21 protein-coding genes are annotated in these 19,379 nt (G+C 65.5%); 12 read left to right on the top strand and 9 right to left on the bottom strand.

Annotation, left to right across the window (positions count from 1 at the left end; translation table 11 throughout):
• Nucleotides 1-15: 15 nt before the first annotated feature.
• Complete coding sequence (gene topA / locus RDV64_RS22190; RefSeq protein WP_309197149.1) at nt 16-2,751, bottom strand: type I DNA topoisomerase; 2,736 nt, start codon at nt 2,749-2,751, stop codon at nt 16-18.
• A gap of 242 nt (nt 2,752-2,993) precedes the next feature.
• Between topA and RDV64_RS22185 the strand changes: the two genes are divergently transcribed.
• Nucleotides 2,994-3,239 (top strand): hypothetical protein, encoded by a 246-nt coding sequence (locus RDV64_RS22185; protein WP_309197148.1) that lies wholly within the window; start codon nt 2,994-2,996, stop codon nt 3,237-3,239.
• Nucleotides 3,240-3,323: 84 nt separating this feature from the next.
• Here RDV64_RS22185 and RDV64_RS22180 read toward each other — a convergent pair whose 3' ends face one another.
• The 5 genes from RDV64_RS22180 to rpmH form a co-directional block, all read right to left on the bottom strand.
• Nucleotides 3,324-3,710: a hypothetical protein gene (locus RDV64_RS22180; RefSeq protein WP_309197147.1), complete on the bottom strand. Its 387-nt coding sequence runs from the start codon at nt 3,708-3,710 to the stop codon at nt 3,324-3,326.
• An 89-nt stretch (nt 3,711-3,799) separates the two neighbouring features.
• Complete coding sequence (gene yihA, locus RDV64_RS22175) at nt 3,800-4,510, bottom strand: ribosome biogenesis GTP-binding protein YihA/YsxC (RefSeq protein WP_309197146.1); 711 nt, start codon at nt 4,508-4,510, stop codon at nt 3,800-3,802.
• A gap of 2 nt (nt 4,511-4,512) precedes the next feature.
• A complete protein-coding gene (gene yidC, locus RDV64_RS22170) occupies nt 4,513-6,360 on the bottom strand; it encodes a membrane protein insertase YidC (protein WP_309197145.1) in 1,848 nt (615 codons plus the stop codon).
• The gene (gene rnpA, locus RDV64_RS22165) at nt 6,360-6,710 is read right to left on the bottom strand and encodes a ribonuclease P protein component (protein ID WP_309197144.1); all 351 of its coding nucleotides are present in this window, start codon (nt 6,708-6,710) and stop codon (nt 6,360-6,362) included. Before rnpA ends, yidC begins: the two co-directional genes overlap by 1 nt.
• Before the next feature lie 41 nt (nt 6,711-6,751).
• A complete protein-coding gene (gene rpmH / locus RDV64_RS22160) occupies nt 6,752-6,886 on the bottom strand; it encodes a 50S ribosomal protein L34 (RefSeq protein ID WP_309197143.1) in 135 nt (44 codons plus the stop codon).
• Nucleotides 6,887-7,152: 266 nt separating this feature from the next.
• Here rpmH and RDV64_RS22155 point away from each other — a divergent pair, with 266 nt between their 5' ends.
• The 11 genes from RDV64_RS22155 to RDV64_RS22105 all read left to right on the top strand — a co-directional run bounded on the left by RDV64_RS22155 (nt 7,153) and on the right by RDV64_RS22105 (nt 16,931).
• Nucleotides 7,153-7,947: a TVP38/TMEM64 family protein gene (locus tag RDV64_RS22155; protein ID WP_309197142.1), complete on the top strand. Its 795-nt coding sequence runs from the start codon at nt 7,153-7,155 to the stop codon at nt 7,945-7,947.
• Entirely contained in the window at nt 7,944-9,350 is a 1,407-nt protein-coding gene (locus RDV64_RS22150; RefSeq protein ID WP_309197141.1) for an FAD-dependent oxidoreductase, read from the top strand. The genes RDV64_RS22155 and RDV64_RS22150 overlap by 4 nt, the downstream gene beginning before the upstream one ends.
• 51 nt (nt 9,351-9,401) lie before the next feature.
• The gene (locus RDV64_RS22145) at nt 9,402-10,844 is read left to right on the top strand and encodes a HAMP domain-containing sensor histidine kinase (RefSeq protein WP_309197140.1); all 1,443 of its coding nucleotides are present in this window, start codon (nt 9,402-9,404) and stop codon (nt 10,842-10,844) included.
• A 191-nt stretch (nt 10,845-11,035) separates the two neighbouring features.
• Nucleotides 11,036-11,722 carry a 50S ribosomal protein L25/general stress protein Ctc gene (locus RDV64_RS22140; protein WP_309197139.1) on the top strand — a complete coding sequence of 229 codons (687 nt, stop codon included), beginning with the start codon at nt 11,036-11,038 and terminating at the stop codon, nt 11,720-11,722.
• Between the two features lie 24 nt (nt 11,723-11,746).
• Nucleotides 11,747-12,442 (top strand): aminoacyl-tRNA hydrolase, encoded by a 696-nt coding sequence (gene pth, locus RDV64_RS22135; protein WP_309197138.1) that lies wholly within the window; start codon nt 11,747-11,749, stop codon nt 12,440-12,442.
• Nucleotide 12,443: 1 nt separating this feature from the next.
• Entirely contained in the window at nt 12,444-13,541 is a 1,098-nt protein-coding gene (ychF, locus tag RDV64_RS22130; RefSeq protein ID WP_309197137.1) for a redox-regulated ATPase YchF, read from the top strand.
• A 14-nt stretch (nt 13,542-13,555) separates the two neighbouring features.
• Nucleotides 13,556-14,401 carry a DUF6159 family protein gene (locus tag RDV64_RS22125; RefSeq protein WP_309197136.1) on the top strand — a complete coding sequence of 282 codons (846 nt, stop codon included), beginning with the start codon at nt 13,556-13,558 and terminating at the stop codon, nt 14,399-14,401.
• A gap of 73 nt (nt 14,402-14,474) precedes the next feature.
• Nucleotides 14,475-15,770 (top strand): bifunctional sulfur transferase/dioxygenase Blh, encoded by a 1,296-nt coding sequence (gene blh / locus RDV64_RS22120; protein ID WP_309197135.1) that lies wholly within the window; start codon nt 14,475-14,477, stop codon nt 15,768-15,770.
• A gap of 29 nt (nt 15,771-15,799) precedes the next feature.
• Nucleotides 15,800-16,093, top strand: a complete 294-nt coding sequence (gene bigR, locus RDV64_RS22115) for a sulfite-sensing transcriptional repressor BigR (RefSeq protein WP_309199575.1) — start codon at nt 15,800-15,802, stop codon at nt 16,091-16,093.
• A complete protein-coding gene (locus RDV64_RS22110; protein WP_309197134.1) occupies nt 16,090-16,500 on the top strand; it encodes a YeeE/YedE family protein in 411 nt (136 codons plus the stop codon). Before bigR ends, RDV64_RS22110 begins: the two co-directional genes overlap by 4 nt.
• Nucleotides 16,497-16,931, top strand: coding sequence for a DUF6691 family protein (locus tag RDV64_RS22105; RefSeq protein WP_309197133.1), 435 nt, complete (start codon nt 16,497-16,499; stop codon nt 16,929-16,931). The genes RDV64_RS22110 and RDV64_RS22105 overlap by 4 nt, the downstream gene beginning before the upstream one ends.
• Here RDV64_RS22105 and pncB read toward each other — a convergent pair.
• From pncB to RDV64_RS22090, 3 genes are all read right to left on the bottom strand, one after another.
• Nucleotides 16,928-18,220 (bottom strand): nicotinate phosphoribosyltransferase, encoded by a 1,293-nt coding sequence (gene pncB / locus RDV64_RS22100; protein WP_309197132.1) that lies wholly within the window; start codon nt 18,218-18,220, stop codon nt 16,928-16,930. The two genes, RDV64_RS22105 and pncB, sit on opposite strands and share 4 nt — an antisense overlap.
• Nucleotides 18,221-18,366: 146 nt before the next feature.
• Nucleotides 18,367-18,747: a septal ring lytic transglycosylase RlpA family protein gene (locus RDV64_RS22095; RefSeq protein WP_309197131.1), complete on the bottom strand. Its 381-nt coding sequence runs from the start codon at nt 18,745-18,747 to the stop codon at nt 18,367-18,369.
• 156 nt (nt 18,748-18,903) lie between these two features.
• The gene (locus RDV64_RS22090; protein WP_309197130.1) at nt 18,904-19,302 is read right to left on the bottom strand and encodes a hypothetical protein; all 399 of its coding nucleotides are present in this window, start codon (nt 19,300-19,302) and stop codon (nt 18,904-18,906) included.
• Between the last annotated feature and the right edge of the window lie 77 nt (nt 19,303-19,379).

Genomic DNA, 19,379 nt, shown 5'->3' with positions numbered 1-19,379 from the left:
CCGCGTTGCGTATCCTCAGAAGGGCAGGTCGTCGTCATCCGCCGCATCATCGCCGTCCTTGGGGGCAGCCTTCGCGGGCGACGCCTTTTTTGCGGGCGGTTTTGCGGCGGCCTTCGCAGTGCCGGCCTTGGCAGTCTTCGGCTTTGCCGCTGCCTTGGTCTCGGCCGCCTTGGCGGTCTTCTTTGCGGCTGGCTTCTTGGCTGCTGCCTTTTTCGGGGCAGCCTTCTTCGCCGGCTTCTTGCCACCCTTGGCGGCCTTCGCCTCCAGGAGCGGAAGGGCTTCGGCCAGCGTGATGGCCTGCGGATCGGTGCCCTTGGGGAGTGTCGCGTTGATCTTGCCCCAGTTCACATACGGGCCGTAGCGGCCCTCGCGCACGTTCACCGCGCCGCCCTCGGGGTGGTCGCCCAGCGCCTTCAGCGCGGCAGGGGTCCGCGAGAAGCGGGACTTGTCGCTGGATTCGGCAATCACCGTCACTGCACGGTTGAGACCGATCTCGAACACGTCCTCCACACTTTCCAGCTTGGCGTATTTGCCGCCGTGCAGGAGGAACGGTCCATAGCGGCCGATGCCGGCCTGGATCGGCTCGCGCGATTCGGGGTGAAGGCCCACCTCGCGCGGCAGGTCGATCAGCGACACCGCCTGTTCCAGCGTCAGCTCCTCCGGCTTCCACCCCTTGGGGATGGACGCGCGCCGGGGCTTTTCGCCTTCCTCCGCCGGCATCTCGATATAGGGGCCGAAACGGCCGGTCTTCAGCGAGATTTCGAGTTGCAGCTCGGGGTGAAGCCCCAGCACCTTGGGGCCGGTGTCGACCGCTTCGGCGTTGGGGTCCTCGCCCAGCTGGCGCGTGAAGTTGCACTCCGGGTAGTTGGAGCAACCGATGAACGCGCCGTAGCGGCCATTCTTCAGCGACAGCTGGCCGGCCTTGCACAGCGGGCACTCGCGCGGCGGCGAACCGTCGTCCCGCGCGGGGAAGATCAGCGGTGCCAGATCCTCGTTCAGCGCGTCCAGCACCTCGGTGGTGCGGACTTCCATCACCTCGGCAATCTGGTGGGAAAAATCGGTCCAGAAATCGCGCAGGACCACCCGCCAGTCGATCCGGCCGTCGGACACCGCGTCGAGCTTTTCTTCCAGATCGGCGGTGAAGCTGTACTCCACGTACTTCTCGAAGAAGGATTCCAGGAACGCGGTGACGATCCGGCCCTTGCTGCCCGGCACCAGACGCTTCTTGTCGATGATCACGTATTCGCGGTCGGCAAGGGTGGCGAGGGTGGCGGTGTAGGTGGACGGGCGGCCGATGCCGAGCTCTTCCATCTTCTTGATGAGCGTCGCTTCGGTGTAGCGGGGCGGGGGCTCGGTAAAGTGCTGGGACGGCGTGACTTTCTTGCGGTCCAGCTTGTCCTCGGCGCGCATGGCGGGGAGGCGGTTGTCGTCGTCATCGTCGTCGGTGACGTCGTCCGCGCCTTCCATGTAGGCCTTGATGAAGCCCTCGAACACCATCACCGAGCCGGTGGCCCGCAGGCCCACGGTCTTGCCGCCCCTGTCGGCGTCAATGTCCACGGTGGTGCGCTCGAACTCGGCGGACGACATCTGCGAGGCGACCGCGCGCTTCCAGATGAGGTCGTAAAGGCGCGCTTCGTCGTTGCCGAGCCGCTTGCGCATTTCGGAGGGTTTGCGCGCAACGTCGGTGGGGCGGATGGCTTCGTGGGCTTCCTGCGCGTTCTTTGCCTTGGTGGCGTAGTAGCGCGGCTTTTCGGGCAGGAACTTGTCGCCATACTCGGTGCCGACGATCTTGCGGATGGCGGAAATGCCCTCCGGCGCCATCTGCACGCCGTCGGTTCGCATGTAGGTGATGAGACCCGTGGTCTCGCCGCCAATGTCGATGCCTTCGTAAAGGCGCTGGGCCACCTGCATGGTGCGGGCGGACGAGAACCCGAGCTTGCGCGAGGCTTCCTGCTGCAAGGTGGAGGTGGTGAACGGCGGCGACGGATTGCGCTTCTGCGGCTTGGCCTCGACCGATGCGACGCGGAAGGCGGCATCGTTCAGGTGTCCGACGACGGCCTGCGCCTCGTCCTCGGTCTTGATGCCGAGCCGGTCGACACGCTTGCCGTCCAGCGTTGCCAGCCGTGCGTCGAACTCGTCTCCGCCCGGCGTCGAAAGCGTCGTGATGACGGACCAGTATTCCTGCGGCTTGAAGCGTTCGATCTCCGCCTCGCGGTCGCACACCAGCCGCAGCGAGACGGACTGGACGCGGCCGGCCGACCGCGCACCCGGCAGCTTGCGCCACAGAACGGGGGACAGATTGAAGCCGACAAGATAATCGAGCGCCCGGCGGGCACGGTAGGCGTCCACCAGGTCGCCTTCGATGGCGCGCGGCGAGGCCATCGCGTCCAGCACGGCCTGCTTGGTGATGGCGTTGAAGACGACGCGTTCGACCGGCTGGTCCTTCAGCGCCTTCTTGTCCTTCAGCACCTGAAGGACGTGCCAGGAAATCGCTTCCCCTTCGCGATCAGGGTCGGTTGCGAGGATCAGACGGTCCGCGCTTTTGACCATTTTGGCGAGGTCTGTCAGCCGCTTGGCCGACTTCGCGTCCGTCTGCCAGACCATCGCAAATTCATTGTCCGGATCGACCGAGCCGTCTTTGGGCGGCAGATCACGCACGTGCCCGTAGGACGCGACGACCTGATAGTCGCTTCCCAGATATTTGTTGATGGTCTTGGCCTTGGCGGGCGATTCCACCACAACAACATTCATGCGCTAGGCCCCCGGTTCGGAGCACGCACATAGAGGTGCCTGACCGCTCGTGCAAAGGGGGGGAGGGCAATTCGGGTTGCTGATGCCGCCGGAACACCGGAAAAGCAACCATAGAGTGCAGGAAAATACCCGGCAAGGTTGAGGTCAGCTACGATTGCAAAGATTGCGTCGTCGTTGAACGGCCTGCGGTCGTCGCGGGATCGGTTCCTCGCGCAGACCCCGATAAGGAGGCAGCGTTTCACATGAGTGCTCGTGGGCAGAACAAGGTACAGCTCGAAGTCTCGAAACACATGAACGCGATGTCGCTGACCAGCAGCGAGGCGGCCAGCTATATCGAATCGATGTGCTCGGAGCTTGCGGGCCTTGCCGATCGCGGCGGCCTCGGTTTCCTCGCCTACCTTCTGGAAGTGGCGCGCGAAGAGGCGCTTCTCCACTGCGACGGGGGTGGCGAGCCGCTGGTTCTCCACGGTGAGCTGCCGCCGGGTTGATCCTGCGGCACAGCCTGAAGCGGATCATATGGCCTTTGCCGCGACCCGGTTGCGGCGGATCCCATCAAGACCGGCGCGGGCGCGCTACGGGCATTCGCTATGGTCGAGGAAGCGCCGTTTCACCCAGCCGTGCTGTGCCTCGCCGTCGCCATAAAGGGCGACCGGACACCAGCGCGCGCCGAGCGGCAGATTGTCCGGCCCACAGTGGGCAAACTCGGCCATGTGCACGTCAAACAGGCTGGACTGTGTATTTTCGCCACGCGGCAGTGCGTCGAATGCGACGATCGGCTGATCCCGCCAGCTCAACGTGGCGACCACTGGAGAATCCGCGCGCGGTTCGAGCCGGACCTTCAAAGGATCGTTCGGCCCGACATTGACGGTGTAGCAGCCGAAGCCGGATGTCGCGCTGGCGCCGGACGAAACCGCCAGCGCCGCAAGGATCGTGACCATGAAAAGATGGGCTCGCTGCAAAATGTTCGCTCCTCTCAGACAATGAGGGCAGCAAAGCGCAGTCCGCCTGAACGAAGGCTGACCGCGCGAATGCGCGGCAAGCGCCAGGGCTATTCCTGCGTCAGCGTGAAGATGGCAGCCCGCAGTTCGGCAATGCCCCCGCCCTTGGCAGCAGAGGTGGCGAGCACGACCGGGTGGGCCGCGGCGCGCTTGCGCAGGCCCTCGGTGACTTCGGCGCGGATCTTCTCGGTGGCCGGCGTCTTGTCCGCCTTGGTCAGCACGGCCTGGTAGCTGATGGCCGCTTCGTCCATCACGTCCATCGCTGCCTCGTCCACCGCCTTCAGCCCGTGGCGCGCGTCGATCAACAGGTACACGCGGCGCAGGCCCGGCCGTCCGCGCAGATAGTCGAACACCAGCCGTGTCCACTGCGCCACGTCCGCCTTGGGGGCCTTGGCGTAGCCGTAGCCCGGCATGTCGACGATCACCGGCCCGACCCCATCGTCGCGCGCAAAGATGTTGAGCGAGCGGGTGCGCCCCGGCGTGTTGGACGCCTTGGCGAGCCCCTTCTGGCCGGTGAGCGCGTTGAGGAGGGTGGATTTGCCGACATTGGAACGCCCCGCAAAGGCGACCTCCGGCGGTCCTGCCGGCAGGAGGTGCTCCATGGCATGGCACGCCCGCTGGAAGGCGAAGGGGGCGGCAAAAAGAAGGCGGCCCGCTTCGAGCGCGGCCGCCTCCGCTTCGGCTTCTTCGGGGCTGAGCGGGGTCGCCGGGGGCGGCGCGAACGCCGCTGCCCCGGTTACCGGCTCTTCGTCAGGCGCCACCGTCAGGTCGCGCCCTTCTTCTGCTTTTTCTTGAACACGCCCGTCAGGTTGTCCCACAGCTCCACCTTCACGCCCTGGCGGCGCATGATCACGTATTGCTGCAGCACCGAGAGGGAGTTGTTCCACGCCCAGTAGATCACCAGACCGGCCGGGAAGGAGGCGAGCAGGAAGGTGAAGAACACGGGCATCCAGTTGAAGATCATCGCCTGCGTCGGGTCCGGCGGCGCCGGGTTCATCTTCATCTGCACCCACATGGTGAAGCCCATGATGAGAGGCCACACGCCGACCATCAGGAACGCACCCACAAACGGCACGGTGGACGGGTCGAACGGGATGAGGCCGAACAGGTTGAAGATGGACGTGGGGTCAGGCGCCGAAAGGTCGTCGATCCAGCCGAAGAAGGGTGCGTGGCGCATCTCGATCGACACGAACAGCACCTTGTAGAGCGCGAAGAACACAGGGATCTGGATCAGGATCGGGATACAGCCGGCAAGCGGGTTCACCTTTTCCTTCTTGTACAGCTCCATCATTGCCTGTTGCTGCTTCATGCGGTCGTCTTTGTACCGCTCGCGCATCTTCGTCATCTCAGGCTGAAGACCCTTCATCTTCGCCATCGATTTGTAGGCCTTCTGGGCCAGCGGGAAGAAGATGAGCTTCACCACAACGGTTGCAATCAGAATCGCGACGCCGAAGTTGCCGACATGGCTGTAGATAAACTCCAGCAGGAAGAACATCGGCTTGGTGATGAAGTAGAACCAGCCCCAGTCGATCATGAGGTTGAACCGGTCAACGCCGACCGTGTCCTCGTAACCCTGAATAATGCGGTACTTCTTGGCACCGGCGAAGACGCGGTTGACCGCTTCGCCGGTGGCGCCGGGCGCAACCGTCACGGCTTCGGCCAGGTAGTCCGCCTGGTAGGACGCTGCCGCGGCGCCGGCGGGGGCGTCATAGAGGAAGCGCGGCGTGAAGCTCTTGCCGGGGTCCGGAATGACGGCGGTCGCCCAGTATTTGTCGGTGAGGCCGAGCCAGCCGGCATCCGACTGTGGCAGTGCCATCACAGGGTCGTCTTCGAGGCCGCTATAACCCTCCTGGACGAGCCCTTCCTCGCCGATCACGCCGATATAGCCCTCATGCAGAATGAAGAATTGCGCGTGATCCTCCAGCCCGGTGCGGCGCACGCGGCTGTAGGGGTAGAGCGAAATCTCCGCGTCGGTGTTGTTCTCGACGGTCTGCCGCACGGTGAAGAGGTAGTGCTCGTCCACTTCGATGGTGCGGCGGTACACGATGCCGGCGCCGGTGTCGTAGACAAGGGTGATCGGCGTGTCGGGGGTGAGCGTCTCACCCTGTTCCAGCGTCCACTCGGTGTTGCTGTCGGGGACGGGGGCGCCGCCGGTGGCGACCCAGCCCGTCTCGACGAAGTAGGGGTAGGCGCTGCCGGCCGGGGCGAGCAGCGTGACCGTCGGGCTCGAGGGGTCCACGGTGACGTGGTAATCCTTGAGGTGGAGGTCATCGAGCCGGCCGCCGATGAGGCGGATCGAGCCGGTCACCATCGGCGACTGGATCTTCACCCGCGCCGAGCTTTCGGCCGAAGCGATCGCCGCAGTCGGCGCAGGCACGGCAACGTCACCGGCGGCGGGCGCTTGCGGCACCCCCGGAATCGCCTGATCACCCGGCGCCGCGGGAACCTGTCCGGGCGCGCTGCCCGTCGGGTTCTGCTGGGCTTGGATCTGCGCGGCTTGCTGGGCTGCGCGTTCCTCCTCCATCTGCGGCTGGATGAAGAAGAATTGCCATATGATGATGACCGCCAGCGATAAGCCGACGGCCAGGAACATGTTGCGATTGTCGGCCATTAACTCTGCCTGTCCGCGTCCCGTTGGAGTTTCTTGCCTGCCGCGCTGAGTGCTGCCGCAAGCTCGGATGCGAGCCCTTCATAGGGCGTCGCCAACGCCGCCCGACGCGCGATGATCACGTAGTCGGTGGCGCCCTCGAAAGCCGCGGGATGGTCCGCCGCCAATGCACGCAAACGCCGCTTGATCCGGTTACGGACCACGGCGTTGCCGGTTTTCTTGGTCACGGTAAAGCCGACGCGCGCAGGCGCATCGTCCTGGCGGCGGACCGCCTGGAGCGTGAATGCCTCCCGCCCGACGCGGACCCCCTTTGCGGCGCGCTTGAACTCGGCGCGGCGCTTCAGGCGGTCCACGCCGGTCCGGCAAGGCTCACGCGCCGTTTTCAACCGCTGACTTAAGCGCTGAGCTTCTTGCGGCCCTTGGCACGGCGCGCATTGATCACGCGGCGACCACCCACAGTGGCCATGCGCGAACGGAAACCGTGGCGACGCTTGCGCACGATCTTGCTCGGTTGATAGGTACGTTTCATCGTTTCCTCTCGGCCTGGCGCTCTTTGCCAGTCTCGCTTTCGGTATCGGCGGAAATAAAAAGAGGGCGCACTTCCACGCCCAGACACCACGCCTATAGAAATGGCGGCGCGCCGTGTCAACGCAAGGCCGGCATCTGCTTGCCGTCACGAGCTGTCACGCAACGGTGAAATCCCGCGAGATCCTGTGTCCTTGCCCGCCGCCGCATGCCGCATCACTGTTAAAAGGCGGCGTGGGAGTTCTCCGGCGCGATGGAGCGGGGTGCACGATGGCAGACAATGGCGGCACTCAGCTCGGCGCGGAAAGCCGCAGCAACGGGTTTGCATGGCGGCGCCTGTGGCCGCTGGGGCTTGTCGCGGTCATCCTGGCGGCAGGCTATGCGCTCGGGCTCCACAGGTTTCTGTCGCTGGACACGATCATCCGCGAGCACGCCACGCTGAAGAATTGGGTGTCTGAAAACGTGTGGACTGCCGCTTTGTCCTATGTGGCCGTCTATATTGCCGCAGTGGCGGTCTCTTTTCCGGGCGCCAGCCTGTTGACGCTGGTGGGCGGCTTGATGTTCGGCCTTATTGCGGGCACGGCGCTGACCGTTCTGGGGGCGACCGCCGGGGCTTCCATCATCTTTCTCATCGCGAAAACGTCGCTCGGCGCTTCGCTGCGCAAGCGCGCCAACCGGTTCGTCGATCGGCTTGCCCGAGGCTTTGAAGAAAGTGCGTTTCTTTATCTTCTGTCCCTGCGGTTGCAGCCGATCTTCCCGTTCTGGCTGATCAATGTCGCGCCCGCCATGTTCAATGTGTCTCTGGGGACCTACGTGGCTGCGACGGCGATCGGGATCATTCCGGGCACGGCTGCATATGTTCTCCTGGGCGACGGGCTTGGCGCGGTCATTGCGGCGCAGGAGGCGGCCAACCCCGGTTGTGCGGCCGCCGGCAACTGCGCGGTGGACCTCGGCGCTCTGGTCTCCCCTGTGATGATTGCGGCGCTCGTGGCGCTATCTCTGGTGGCCCTTGCACCGGCGCTGGTCCGGCGCTGGCGCCGCAACGGAAGGAACCAGACCTCGTGACCATCACGCCGGATATCTGCGTTATCGGAGGAGGGTCCGCCGGTCTGACGGTGGCCGCAGCCGCCGCCAATTTCGGCCACAAGGTCGTGCTGGTGGAACGCGGCGCGATGGGCGGGGACTGTCTGAATTATGGTTGCGTGCCGTCGAAGTCGCTGATTGCAGCGGCGCGGCATGCGGCGATGGTACGCGATGGCGCAAGGTTCGGCGTCAACGCCGAGCCGGAGATCGACTACGGCGCCGTCCACCGGCACATCCACAGCGTCATTGCGTCAATTGCACCGCACGATTCGGTGGAGCGGTTCGAGGGCCTCGGCGTCAAGGTCATCAAGGCCGAAGCCCGGTTCGAAGACGGGGAAACCGTGGCGGCGGGGGACACGCAGATCAAGGCGCGGCGGTTCGTCATTGCCACCGGATCGCGCCCGCGAATGCCGGCGATCGACGGGCTGGCCGCGGTGGACCCCCTCACCAACGAAAGCGTGTTCGATCTGACGGCGCTGCCCGAAAGCCTTGCGATCATCGGCGGCGGGCCCATCGGCGCCGAACTTGGCCAGGCCTTTGCGCGGCTGGGGGCAAAGGTCACCGTCATCACTTCAGGGGCCTTTCTGGCGAAGGAGGACCCCGATGCGGCGGCCATCGTGCGCGCCCGGATGGAGGCCGAGGGCGTTGGCATTGTGGACCATGCCGCGGTGGAACGCGTGAGCGGCGACCCGTCGGCCGCGGTGCTGCATCTGCCCGGCGGGCGCACGGTGGCGGCCGCGCGCGTGCTGGTGGCGACCGGCCGGCTGCCGAATATCGAAAGTCTCGGCCTGCAGGCGGCAGGGGTCGCGACGCATCCGGGCGGCATTGTCGTCAACAAGGGGATGCGAACGGACAACCGGCGAATCTACGCCATCGGCGATGTGACCGGCGGCCCGCAGTTCACGCATGTTGCCGGGCACCAGGGCAGCCTTGCAGTCCGGTCCATCGTGTTCCGCCTGCCGGTGTCGTTCGATGCGGACGCGATGCCGCGCTGCACCTTCACGGCGCCGGAGCTGGCGCAGGTGGGCCTTTGCGAAGCCGAGGCGCGCGAGCGGTGGGCGGATGCCTCGGCCTACACCGCGCCCCTCGGCGGCAACGACCGGGCGCGAGCCGACGGCGAGACCGAAGGGTTCGTCAAGCTGGTGCTGAACGGCAAGGGCAAGCTGGTGGGGGCAACCATTGTCGCACCCCACGCCGGCGAGATGATTGCCACGTACACGCTGGCGCTTGCCGGCAAGGTGTCGCTGCAAACCGTCGCCGGCCTTGTGCTCCCTTACCCGACGTTAAGCGAGGCGGGGAAGCGGGCCGCCGTCAATCACTTCGGCGAACGGCTCGACAAGCCGTGGCTGAAAAGGGCACTGTCGATCCTCAAACGAATTCCCTGATCACGCGGTCGGCGCTGTGCCGGCAGCACAAACCGTGATGATGTCCAGCCCATGGGCGATCTGCGAACACCAACCGCCGGACCCCGAATCGGGCTGGGATCGAAGCTGCTGCTTCTGACGATCATGTTCGTCATGATCTGCGAAGTGCTGATCTTCGTGCCGTCCATCGCCAACTTCCGCAACAACTGGCTTGCGGACGCGCACCGCAATGCCTCGGTCGCGGCCGCCATCATCGCCGAAACGCCGGATGTGCCCGAACAGCTGAAGATGCGCCTTCTCAGCGCCACGAACACGCTCGCCATCACCCACCGCGACGGGGACCGCCGCCGTCTTCTGGCCATGAGCGCGCCGCCTGCCATGGTCGAGCGGCACGTCGAGCTGGGCAATGTCAGCATCTTCCAGTCCATCGTCGCGGCATTCGAGACGTTGGCGGCCACCGACGGGCGCATCATCCGCATCAGCGCCATGCCCTACGGGCGCAGCGAAGAGGTGGATGTCATTCTGGACGAAACCGCCCTCAAGAATGCGATGCTGGCCTATTCGGTCAACATCCTCGGCCTGTCTCTGGTCATTTCGGTGGTGACGGCAATGCTCGTCTACATGTCGCTGCGCTGGCTCTTCGTGCGGCCGGTCAAGCGGCTCGCCACGGCCATGGCGGACTTTGCGGACGACCCTGAGGATGAGCTGCGGATGATCGTGCCCAGCCGCCGCAATGACGAGATCGGCGACGCCGAGCGCAGCCTTGCCGACATGCAGCAGCAGCTTGCGGACACCATTGCCGAGCGCAGCCGTCTTGCCGAGCTTGGCCTTGCGGTGTCGAAGATCAACCACGACCTGCGCAACCTTCTGGCCTCCGCCCAGCTCTTCTCGGACCGGCTGGTGACGGTGCGGGACCCGACGGTGCAGCGCTTCGTGCCCAAGATCGTGCGCGCACTGGACCGGGCGGTGGGATACACCAACGGCGTTCTGGCCTATGGCCGGGCCGGGGAGGCGCCGCCGTCCCGCCGGCTGATCGACGTGGCGCGCCTTGCCACCGATGTGGGGGAAGTCCTCGGCCTCGATGTCGATCCGCAGATCGAGTTCCGGGTGATCGTCGAGGACGGGATGGAGATCGACGCCGATCCCGACCAGCTCTACCGCGTTCTCCTCAATCTGTGCCGCAATGCGCTGGAGGCGCTGGAGAGCAACTCCCACGACGCCGTGGTCCGACGGCTCGCGGTCGCGGCCGAGCGCGCAGGGTCGGTGGTGCGCATCGTTGTGTCAGACACCGGACCCGGCGTGCCGGACCGCGTCCGTCAGACCCTGTTTCAGCCCTTCCAGGGCAGCGGGCGGGTCGGCGGAACCGGGCTCGGGCTTGCCATCGCAGCGGAGCTGGTTCGCGCGCACGGTGGTTCGCTGGTGCTGCTGGACACCGGGGCGGGGGCGTCGTTCGAAATCACCATTCCGGACCGGCCGATCGATTTCGCCTCGGCGCGGCGTGCTGCCAGCGCCTGACGCAAGGCGGCTGGAGTTGAGCCTGCCTCGAGCGCTGTTGGCGCGTGGCACGGCCCCCGTTGCGAAACCTTGTCAACCGGATGCGCCTCACCTATACGTGGCGCACCCGCACCCCTGGAGGCGGGGCGCGCAATTTGCGCGCAAAGGTCGACGCCATGCGTCGGCCTTATTTTTGCACCTAGGAGAGCACTATGGCTGAAGGCTTTGCCCTAAAGGCTGCCGTGCGCGAACGGACGGGCAAGGGGGCCGCGCGCGCACTGAGGCGTGAGGGTCTTATTCCCGCCGTGATCTACGGCAACAACGAACCGCCGGTCGCAATCGCGCTGCCGCACAAGGAAATGTCGCTGGCGCTGTACGCAGGCGGCTTCCTGACCAACGTGTGGACGCTTGATGTTGACGGCCAACCGGTTCAGGCGCTGGCGCGTGACTTCCAGCGCGAGCCGCTGAAGGACCGTCTCGTCCACGTCGACTTCCTGCGCGTCGACGCAAAGTCGCGCGTGACGGTGGACGTGCCGCTGTCCTTCGTCGGCGAAGAAGAATCGCCCGGCCTCGAAGAGGGTGGCGTGCTGAGCATCATTCAGCACAACGTGTCCCTGATCGCACCGGCGACCCGCATTCCGAACGTGCTCGAAGTGAGCGTGGCGGGCAAGCAGATGGGCGATACGCTGACGAGCGATGATCTCAGCCTGCCGGCGGACGTCGAGTACGCGATGCACGACTACGAGGCGTTCCCGATCGCGTCGATCACGGCGCCGGTCGAAGAAGTGCCGGAAGAAGATCCCGAAGCGCCCGATGCACCGGAAGTGGAGGGTGAAGAGCCCGCCGAGGGTGAAGCGGCCGAGGGTGAATCTGCCACGGACGACGAAACCGAGAGCTGACGCTAGAATGGTCGAGGCCGCATCATGCTGAAACTGTTTGTCGGCCTCGGCAATCCCGGCGGGACGTATGCCCGCAATCGTCACAATGTCGGCTTCATGGCCATCGACCGGATTCACGAGCGGTGGCGCGGCGGTCCCTGGCGCAGCAAGTTCCAGGGGCAGGTCGCCGAAGCCACCATCGACGGTGTCCGGGTCATGTTCCTGAAGCCACACACCTACATGAATGAATCGGGACGCGCCGTGATCGACGCGTCCCGTTTCTACAAGGTCGCACTGGCCGACATCATGGTCGCGCACGACGAGATCGACCTTGATCCCGGCAAGTTCCGCATGAAGACTGCCGGCGGCACAGGCGGTCACAACGGCCTCAAATCCATCACCGCGCACATGCGCGACGGGTACCGCCGCCTGCGCATCGGCGTCGGCCATCCGGGCCGCAAGGAAATGGTGCCAAGCTACGTGCTTCACGATTTCTCGCGCAGCGACGACGACTGGCTCGAGCCGTTGCTGGACGCGTTCGCCGACGAGGCGCCGCTGCTTGCCCGCGGCGAAGATGCCAAGTTTGCCTCCAAGGTGCACGAGCGCCTTGCCGGCACCCGCGCCCCGGCAAAGCCGAGGCCCGCGCCGGACCTGCCCCCGCAAACCCGTGCGCCGGAGAGCGCGCAGGACAAAACCGCGTCCCGGCCGTTCTCGGTGCTGGCGCATCTACTTCGGAAGTAAAATGGGATTCAAATGCGGCATCGTGGGTCTGCCGAATGTCGGCAAGTCCACGCTTTTCAACGCCCTCACCAAGACGGCAGCGGCCCAGGCGGCGAACTACCCGTTCTGCACCATCGAGCCGAACACCGGCGATGTTGCGGTGCCCGACCCGCGCCTCTCGGCCATTGCGAAGGTCGCAAAGTCGGCAAGCATCGTGCCGACGCGGCTGACCTTCGTGGACATTGCCGGCCTGGTGCGCGGCGCGTCTTCGGGCGAGGGGCTTGGCAACCAGTTCCTTGCCAACATCCGCGAGACGGATGCCATCGCCCACGTCCTGCGCTGCTTCGTTGATGACGACATCACACACGTCGCCGACGAGATCGACCCCATTGCGGATGCCGAGACCGTCGAGACCGAGCTGATGCTGGCGGACCTTGAAAGCCTGGAGCGCCGCTCCGTCAACGTGCGCAAGAAGGCACAGGGCGGCGACAAGGAGGCCAAGGCCGAGATCGTGCTGATGGACGGCGCGCTGGAGCTCCTGCGCAACGGTCGCCCGGCGCGCGAGCTTGATCTGGCCGCCGAAGACGTGCGCGCCTTCAAGATGCTGAACCTCCTCACCTCAAAGCCGCTCCTTTACGTCCTCAATGTGGACGAAGCGTCGGCCGGCACCGGCAACGCGCTGTCCGAAAAGGCAGCCGCCATGGCGGAGGCCAGCGGTGCCTCGTGGGTGGTGATTTCGGCGGCGATCGAAGCCGAGATTGCCCAGCTTCCGGCGGACGAGCAGGCCGAGTTCCTGGAAACGCTGGGTCTTGAAGAGCCGGGCCTCGACCGTCTGATCCGCGAAGGCTACGGCCTTCTGGATCTCATCACCTACTTCACCGCCGGGCCCAAGGAAACGCGCGCCTGGACCATTCGCCGGGGAACTGCCGCGCCCCAGGCTGCCGGCGTGATCCACTCCGATTTCGAGCGTGGCTTCATCCGCGCGCAGACCACCGCCTACGCAGATTATACCGGCCTTGGCGGCGAAGCGGCGGCAAAGGACGCGGGCAAGGTGCGCGACGAAGGCAAGGAATACCGGGTTGCGGACGGGGACATCATCTTGTTCAAATTCGCCACGTAACCGGGAGAAGCGCGATGAGTTTCGGCGACAAGCTCAGGCGGGCCATGCGCCTTGCGAGACAATCAGTCCGTCTTCTCGCAGGGTCGCCGGGGCTTCTTGTGTTGCCGATCGCCAGCGGCGCCGTTCTTCTCCTGATCATCGCAGCGTTTGCGGCACCGATCATCGCAAACCCCGAACTGCGTTCGCTTCTGGATGGCGACGGCGCGGACACCGAGATTGCCGACTACGCACTTACGTTCGCCTTCTACCTCGTCGCGTTCACGGCGATGAACATTTTCAACACGGCGCTGGTCCACGCGATCCTCTCCCGCTTGGACGGCGGCACCGCTTCAGCGGCACAGGGCCTGCGTTTTGCGATGACACGCTTGCCGCAGATCTTCATGTGGTCGCTGCTGAGTGCCACCGTCGGGGTGGCGCTCAGGGTGATGCAGGACAAGGCGGGGGCGCTGGGCGGCATCGTTGGCGGCCTTGCGGGGCTTGCCTGGTCGGTCGCCACCTACTTTGCCGTTCCCGTGCTGGCGGCGCAGGGAACCGGACCGCTCGAGACCGTGAGCCGTTCGGCCGCCATCTTGCGCAAGACATGGGGCGAATCGCTGGCCGCCAACATCGGCGTCGGCATCATCATGGTGGTGCCGGTGCTGATCCTCATCCTGGCGTTTGCGGTGGCTGCTGTAACCTTGCCGGCGGCGGCGCTGATTGGGGTTGGCGTTGTCATCGGCGCGCTGTTTGCCCTGGTATTGCTGGTGTCCAGCACGTTGTCGGTGACGGTGCGCACTGCGCTTTACCACTACGCGGTCACCGACAGCACACCCCCGCAGTTCGATAAGGCCGATTTCGAGCAGGCCTTCGTAAAAAAGTAGCGGCACCGGCTTTCAGGGCTGGCTAACGATATACATTATCATATATTGTATATCGTCAGTCAGGAGAGCCGCGATGCGCACTATCCCCATCAACGACCGTCTTGCCGTGGCAGCGCAGCCTGCCATCGCGGAGATTGCCGGTCTCAAGGCGGCCGGGTTTGCCGCCATCATCAATTCACGTCCCGACGGGGAGAGCGCCGAACAACCCGGCAACGCAGCCGAAGCGGAAGCGGCTGACGATGCCGGGCTCGGCTACGCCTTCGTCCCGGTCCGGCCGGACGAGATCACCGAGGCGGACGTGCGCGCGTTCCAGAGCGCAATGGCAGCCGCCGACGGCAAGGTGCTCGCACACTGCGCCAGCGGCATGCGCGCGCTCATCTTGCACACGATCGGCGAAGTTCTGGACGGCCGGATGGACCGGGGCGACATCGCCGCATTCGGCGCCCGGCACGGCTTTGACCTCAGCGCCGCGGAGCGCTGGCTGACCCGCCATGCGGCTGCGGTGCCGCGGGTCCGCGGCTTCTTCGACCCGCGCACCTTCAGCATCCAGTATGTGGTCAGCGACCCGGAGACCCGGCGCTGCGCCATCATCGACCCCGTGCTGGACTACGACGAAAAGTCCGGCTCCGTCGGCACCATGAATGCCGACGCCATTCTCGCCTACATTGCCGAGGAAGGCCTCAGCGTGGAATGGATCCTCGACACCCACCCCCACGCCGACCATTTTTCCGCCGCCTCTTACCTGAAGGGCAAGACCGGTGCGCCCATTGCCATCGGCGAGCGGGTCACGGATGTGCAAGCTGTGTGGTCAGACCTCTACAACATGCCCGGCCTTGCCTCCGGCGGTGCCGATTGGGACCGGCTCTTTGCCGATGGTGAGACATTCCGCATCGGCAGCATGGAGGCCAGCGTTCTGTTCTCGCCCGGCCATACGCTGGCCTCGGTCACGTACCTGGTGGGCGACGCCGCCTTCGTTCACGATACGCTGTTCATGCCTGACAGTGGCTCGGCGCGGGCCGACTTTCCGGGCGGAAGCGCGCAGGCGCTGTGGCATTCCATCAACCGGATTCTGGCTCTGCCGCCTGAAACGCGCCTCTTCACCGGGCACGACTATCAGGAACGCGGCCGGCATCCGCGGTGGGAGAGCACGGTGGCAGCCCAGCGCGCGCGCAACGCCCACGTGGCTGGCATCGACGAGGCCGCCTACACCGCGTTGCGCAATGACCGCGACAAGACGCTCCCCATGCCGCGGCTCATCTTGTCTGCGTTGCAGGTGAACACGCGCGGTGGCCGCCTTCCGGAGCCTGAGGACAACGGGCGCCGCTACCTCAAGATTCCGCTGGATGCGCTGGAAGGCGCGCGCTGGTGACGGGCCCCGGCGCGCTCACCCGGACCGATATGGCCGAGCGGGCAGACGCTGTGGCAGCTCTCCTCAAGACATTGTCCCACCCGGTCCGCCTCGTTCTGGTCTGCACGCTGGTGGACGGCGAATTCTCCGTGGGCGCGCTGGAGGAACAGCTCGATATTCACCAGCCGACGCTGTCCCAGCAACTGGGCGTCCTGCGTGAAGCCGGCATTGTCGAAACGCGGCGCGAGGCCAAGCAGGTGTTCTACCGCCTTGCCGAAGCGAAGGCGGCACGGCTCGTCTTTGCGCTTCACGAGATCTTTTGCGAACCCGGAGAAAAATCATGACCGCAGACTATTTCTACGGCCTGCTCGGGGGGCTCCTCATCGGGGCATCCGCCTCGGTGCTGCTGGTGTTCAATGGCAGGGTGGCCGGGATCAGCGGCATCTTCGGCCGCCTGATCGGCAGCGCCCGCTCGCTGGAAAACGCCGCTTTCATCGCGGGGCTTCTTGCAGGTCCGGCGCTCTACCTTCTCGCCTTCGGCGGGTGGCCGCAGATCAGCATTGCGGCGTCATGGCCCGTGCTGGTGCTGGCGGGTCTGCTGGTGGGGTTCGGGACGCGCCTCGGGTCGGGCTGCACGTCGGGACACGGCGTGGTGGGGCTGGCGCGGCTGTCGCGGCGGTCGATGGTTGCGACGGCGGTGTTCCTCACTGTCGGGGTCGTCACGGCAAGCCTGATGGGGGCTCTCGCATGAGCATTCTTGCGCGTCTTGCCGTGGCGCTGGTTGCCGGAGCGCTGTTCGGCTTCGGCCTTTCGGTGTCGGACATGGTGAACCCCGCCCGCGTCCTTGCTTTTCTCAACGTGACCGGCGGCGCGTGGGACCCGACACTCGCCTTTGTGCTGGCCGGTGCCATTGCTGCAGCCATCCCCGGCATCCTTCAGCAGCGGCGGCTCGCCCGTCCGTTGACCGGGGGCGATTTCGGGTTGCCCGAAACCCGCAAGGTGGATGCCCGGCTGGTTGGCGGCGCGGCCATGTTCGGTCTCGGGTGGGGGCTGGCCGGCTTCTGCCCCGGTCCGGCGCTCGCCGCATTGTCCCTTGGCACGGTGGAGGTTGCCGTGTTTGTGGCGGCGATGGCGGCGGGCATGGTGCTTTTCGCGTTCACCGCCGGCCGCCGCGCCGGCTAGACCAGAATGTCGGCAGGCTCCTGCGCGCCGACGTCGAACACGCGTTTGTAGCGGGCGATCTCGTCCGCCGGCCCGGTGGCCTTGTTGGGGTTGTCCGACAGTTTCACTGTCGGGCGCCCGTCGGCGGACACCGCCTTGCACACGATGCTGAACGGGGAGAGCGCATTGTCCGCCACCAGCCCGCGAAAATCGTTGGTGAGGAAGGTGCCCCAGCCAAACGAGATCCGCGTCCGGTCGTGGAAGCGCGCGTGCAGGGTCTCGATCGTTTCAACGTCGAGACCGTCGGAAAAGATGATCCGCTTGTCGCGCGGGTCCTCGCCGCGCTCCACCCACCAGTCGATGGCCTTCTGGGCGGCGGTGGCGGGATCGCCCGAATCGATGCGCACACCGGTCCACCGCGCCAGCCAGTTGGGCGCTCGCTTCAGGAAGCCGTCGGTGCCGAACGTGTCGGGCAGGATGATACGCAGGTTGCCGTCGTGCTCGTCGTGCCAGTCTGCCAGCACGCGGTAGGGGGCTTCGGCCAATGCCTCGTCGCTGTCGGCAAGGGCGGCGTACACCATGGGCAGCTCGTGCGCGTTGGTGCCGATGGCTTCCACTTCGCGCCGCAGCGCGATCAGGCAGTTGGATGTGCCGATGAAGGCGGGGCCCAGCCCCTCCATCATCGCCTGCACGCACCAGTCCTGCCACAGGAAGGAGTGGCGGCGGCGGGTGCCGAAGTCTGCGATGGAAACGCCATCCAGCGCCTTCAGCCGCTCGATCTTCTCCCACAGCTTGGTCATCGCGCGGGCGTAAAGGACCTCGAGTTCGAACCGGCCGAGCCTGTTGAGCACGGCGCGGGAGCGTAGCTCCATGAGGGTCGCGAGCGCGGGGATTTCCCACAGCATCACCTCGGGCCAAAGCCCCTCGAAGGTGAGTTCGTACTGGCCGTCCCGCTTCTCGAGGTTGTAGGGCGGCAGGCGCAGATTTTCGAACCACTCCATGAAGTCGGCGCGGAACATCTGGCGCTTGCCATAAAAGGTGTTGCCGCGCAGCCATGTGCTCTCGCCGCGCGAGAGGGAGAGGGTGCGGATATGATCGAGCTGTTCGCGCAGCTCGCCCTCGTCGATCAGCTCGGCCAGCCGCACGTCCTTGGAGCGGTTGATGAGCGAGAAGGTGACACGGGTGTCCGGCTTGTTGCGGTAGACCGACTGACACATCAGGAGCTTGTAAAAGTCCGTGTCGATCAGCGAACGCACGATCGGGTCGATCTTCCACTTGTGGTTATAAACCCGTGTCGCGATGTCGGTCATGGGTCCTCCCGCAGATGCGCCCGGTCCTCCATACGCGATGATTCGCCAGGGGGGAAAGCGGCTTGCTCGGAAGAGCGCCGGATTGGCCGCCCCTCCGGACCGCGGCGGCCGGGGATACCGGCTTGCCCGCACCGCCAGGCAGCGGCTCAGCGGATCTCCATCTTCACCTTGCCGACGCCTTTGTTGACCATGCCGATCTTGGCGGCGGCGCCCTTGGACAGGTCGAGAACGCGGTTGCCCACGTAGGGGCCGCGGTCGTTGATCCGGACAACCACGGAGCGGCCGTTGTCCGGGTTGGTCACCTTCACCTTGGTGCCGAAGGGAAGCGATTTGTGGGCAGCGGTCATCGCATGCATGTTGAACCGCTCCCCATTGGCGGTCTGCCGGCCGTGAAACCGTGCACCGTAGTAGGATGCGACGCCGGAAAGGGTTCTTGCCGAGGCGTCCGGAACCAGAAGGGTGGCCGGGGCGATGAGCGTCAGGGCAAAGAGGGTCGCGATCGTGACGGGCTTTGCGAGGAAACGCATGGAGCACATCCTTTTGTCGATTGTTCGGGTGGCCGATCCCGGAAGCGCCAACCTAGGATCAACGTCCTATCCGTTTGCGGCCTGTTGCGCCTTTGCCAGCGCGCTCCGCCCGGCGCTACGCTTTGGGCGCATACGTGCCTCCCACGTTAAGTGATTTTAACTTGCGGGCCTTGCGCCGGGAACACTCTGCGGAAGGGCGAACTTCCGGCCGATTTCAATCAAATTGCGATAATCAAAGGAAGATTTCGTTTGTACCGATACCCGCGGCGGCAGCTTCACCGCCTGCGGCCGCCGCGCGGGTGCGGCAGATTGCACACATGAATTTTGGCCGTGGATCGGCTGGCGCGGCAACAATATGCGCGGTGTGAACGAAAAACCCGTTCGGAAAGGCGCGAGTGATTTGCGCTGGGCTTCGAGCCGAGACGCATCGCGTTCGGTGCGTGCCGATGCCGCCGCTTCGGATGCGCCACAGGATTTCAGCCAGGCTCCGAGGATGGCTTCGTTTTCGGCACTGCGGCGCGACGGCGTCGATAGGGTCGAGATTGGTCGGGGCAAGTTTGCTTGAGTTTCCGGCACTCCAGGAACGGGGAGGTAACGGAGGGCTTATTGCTTGCCACCACCGCGAGACTGGA

It is taken from the genome of Acuticoccus sp. MNP-M23 (genome assembly GCF_031195445.1).
GTDB lineage: Bacteria > Pseudomonadota > Alphaproteobacteria > Rhizobiales > Amorphaceae > Acuticoccus.
Note: the sequence above shows the minus strand (reverse complement) of the source record. Positions and strands in the feature narration are given on the sequence as shown.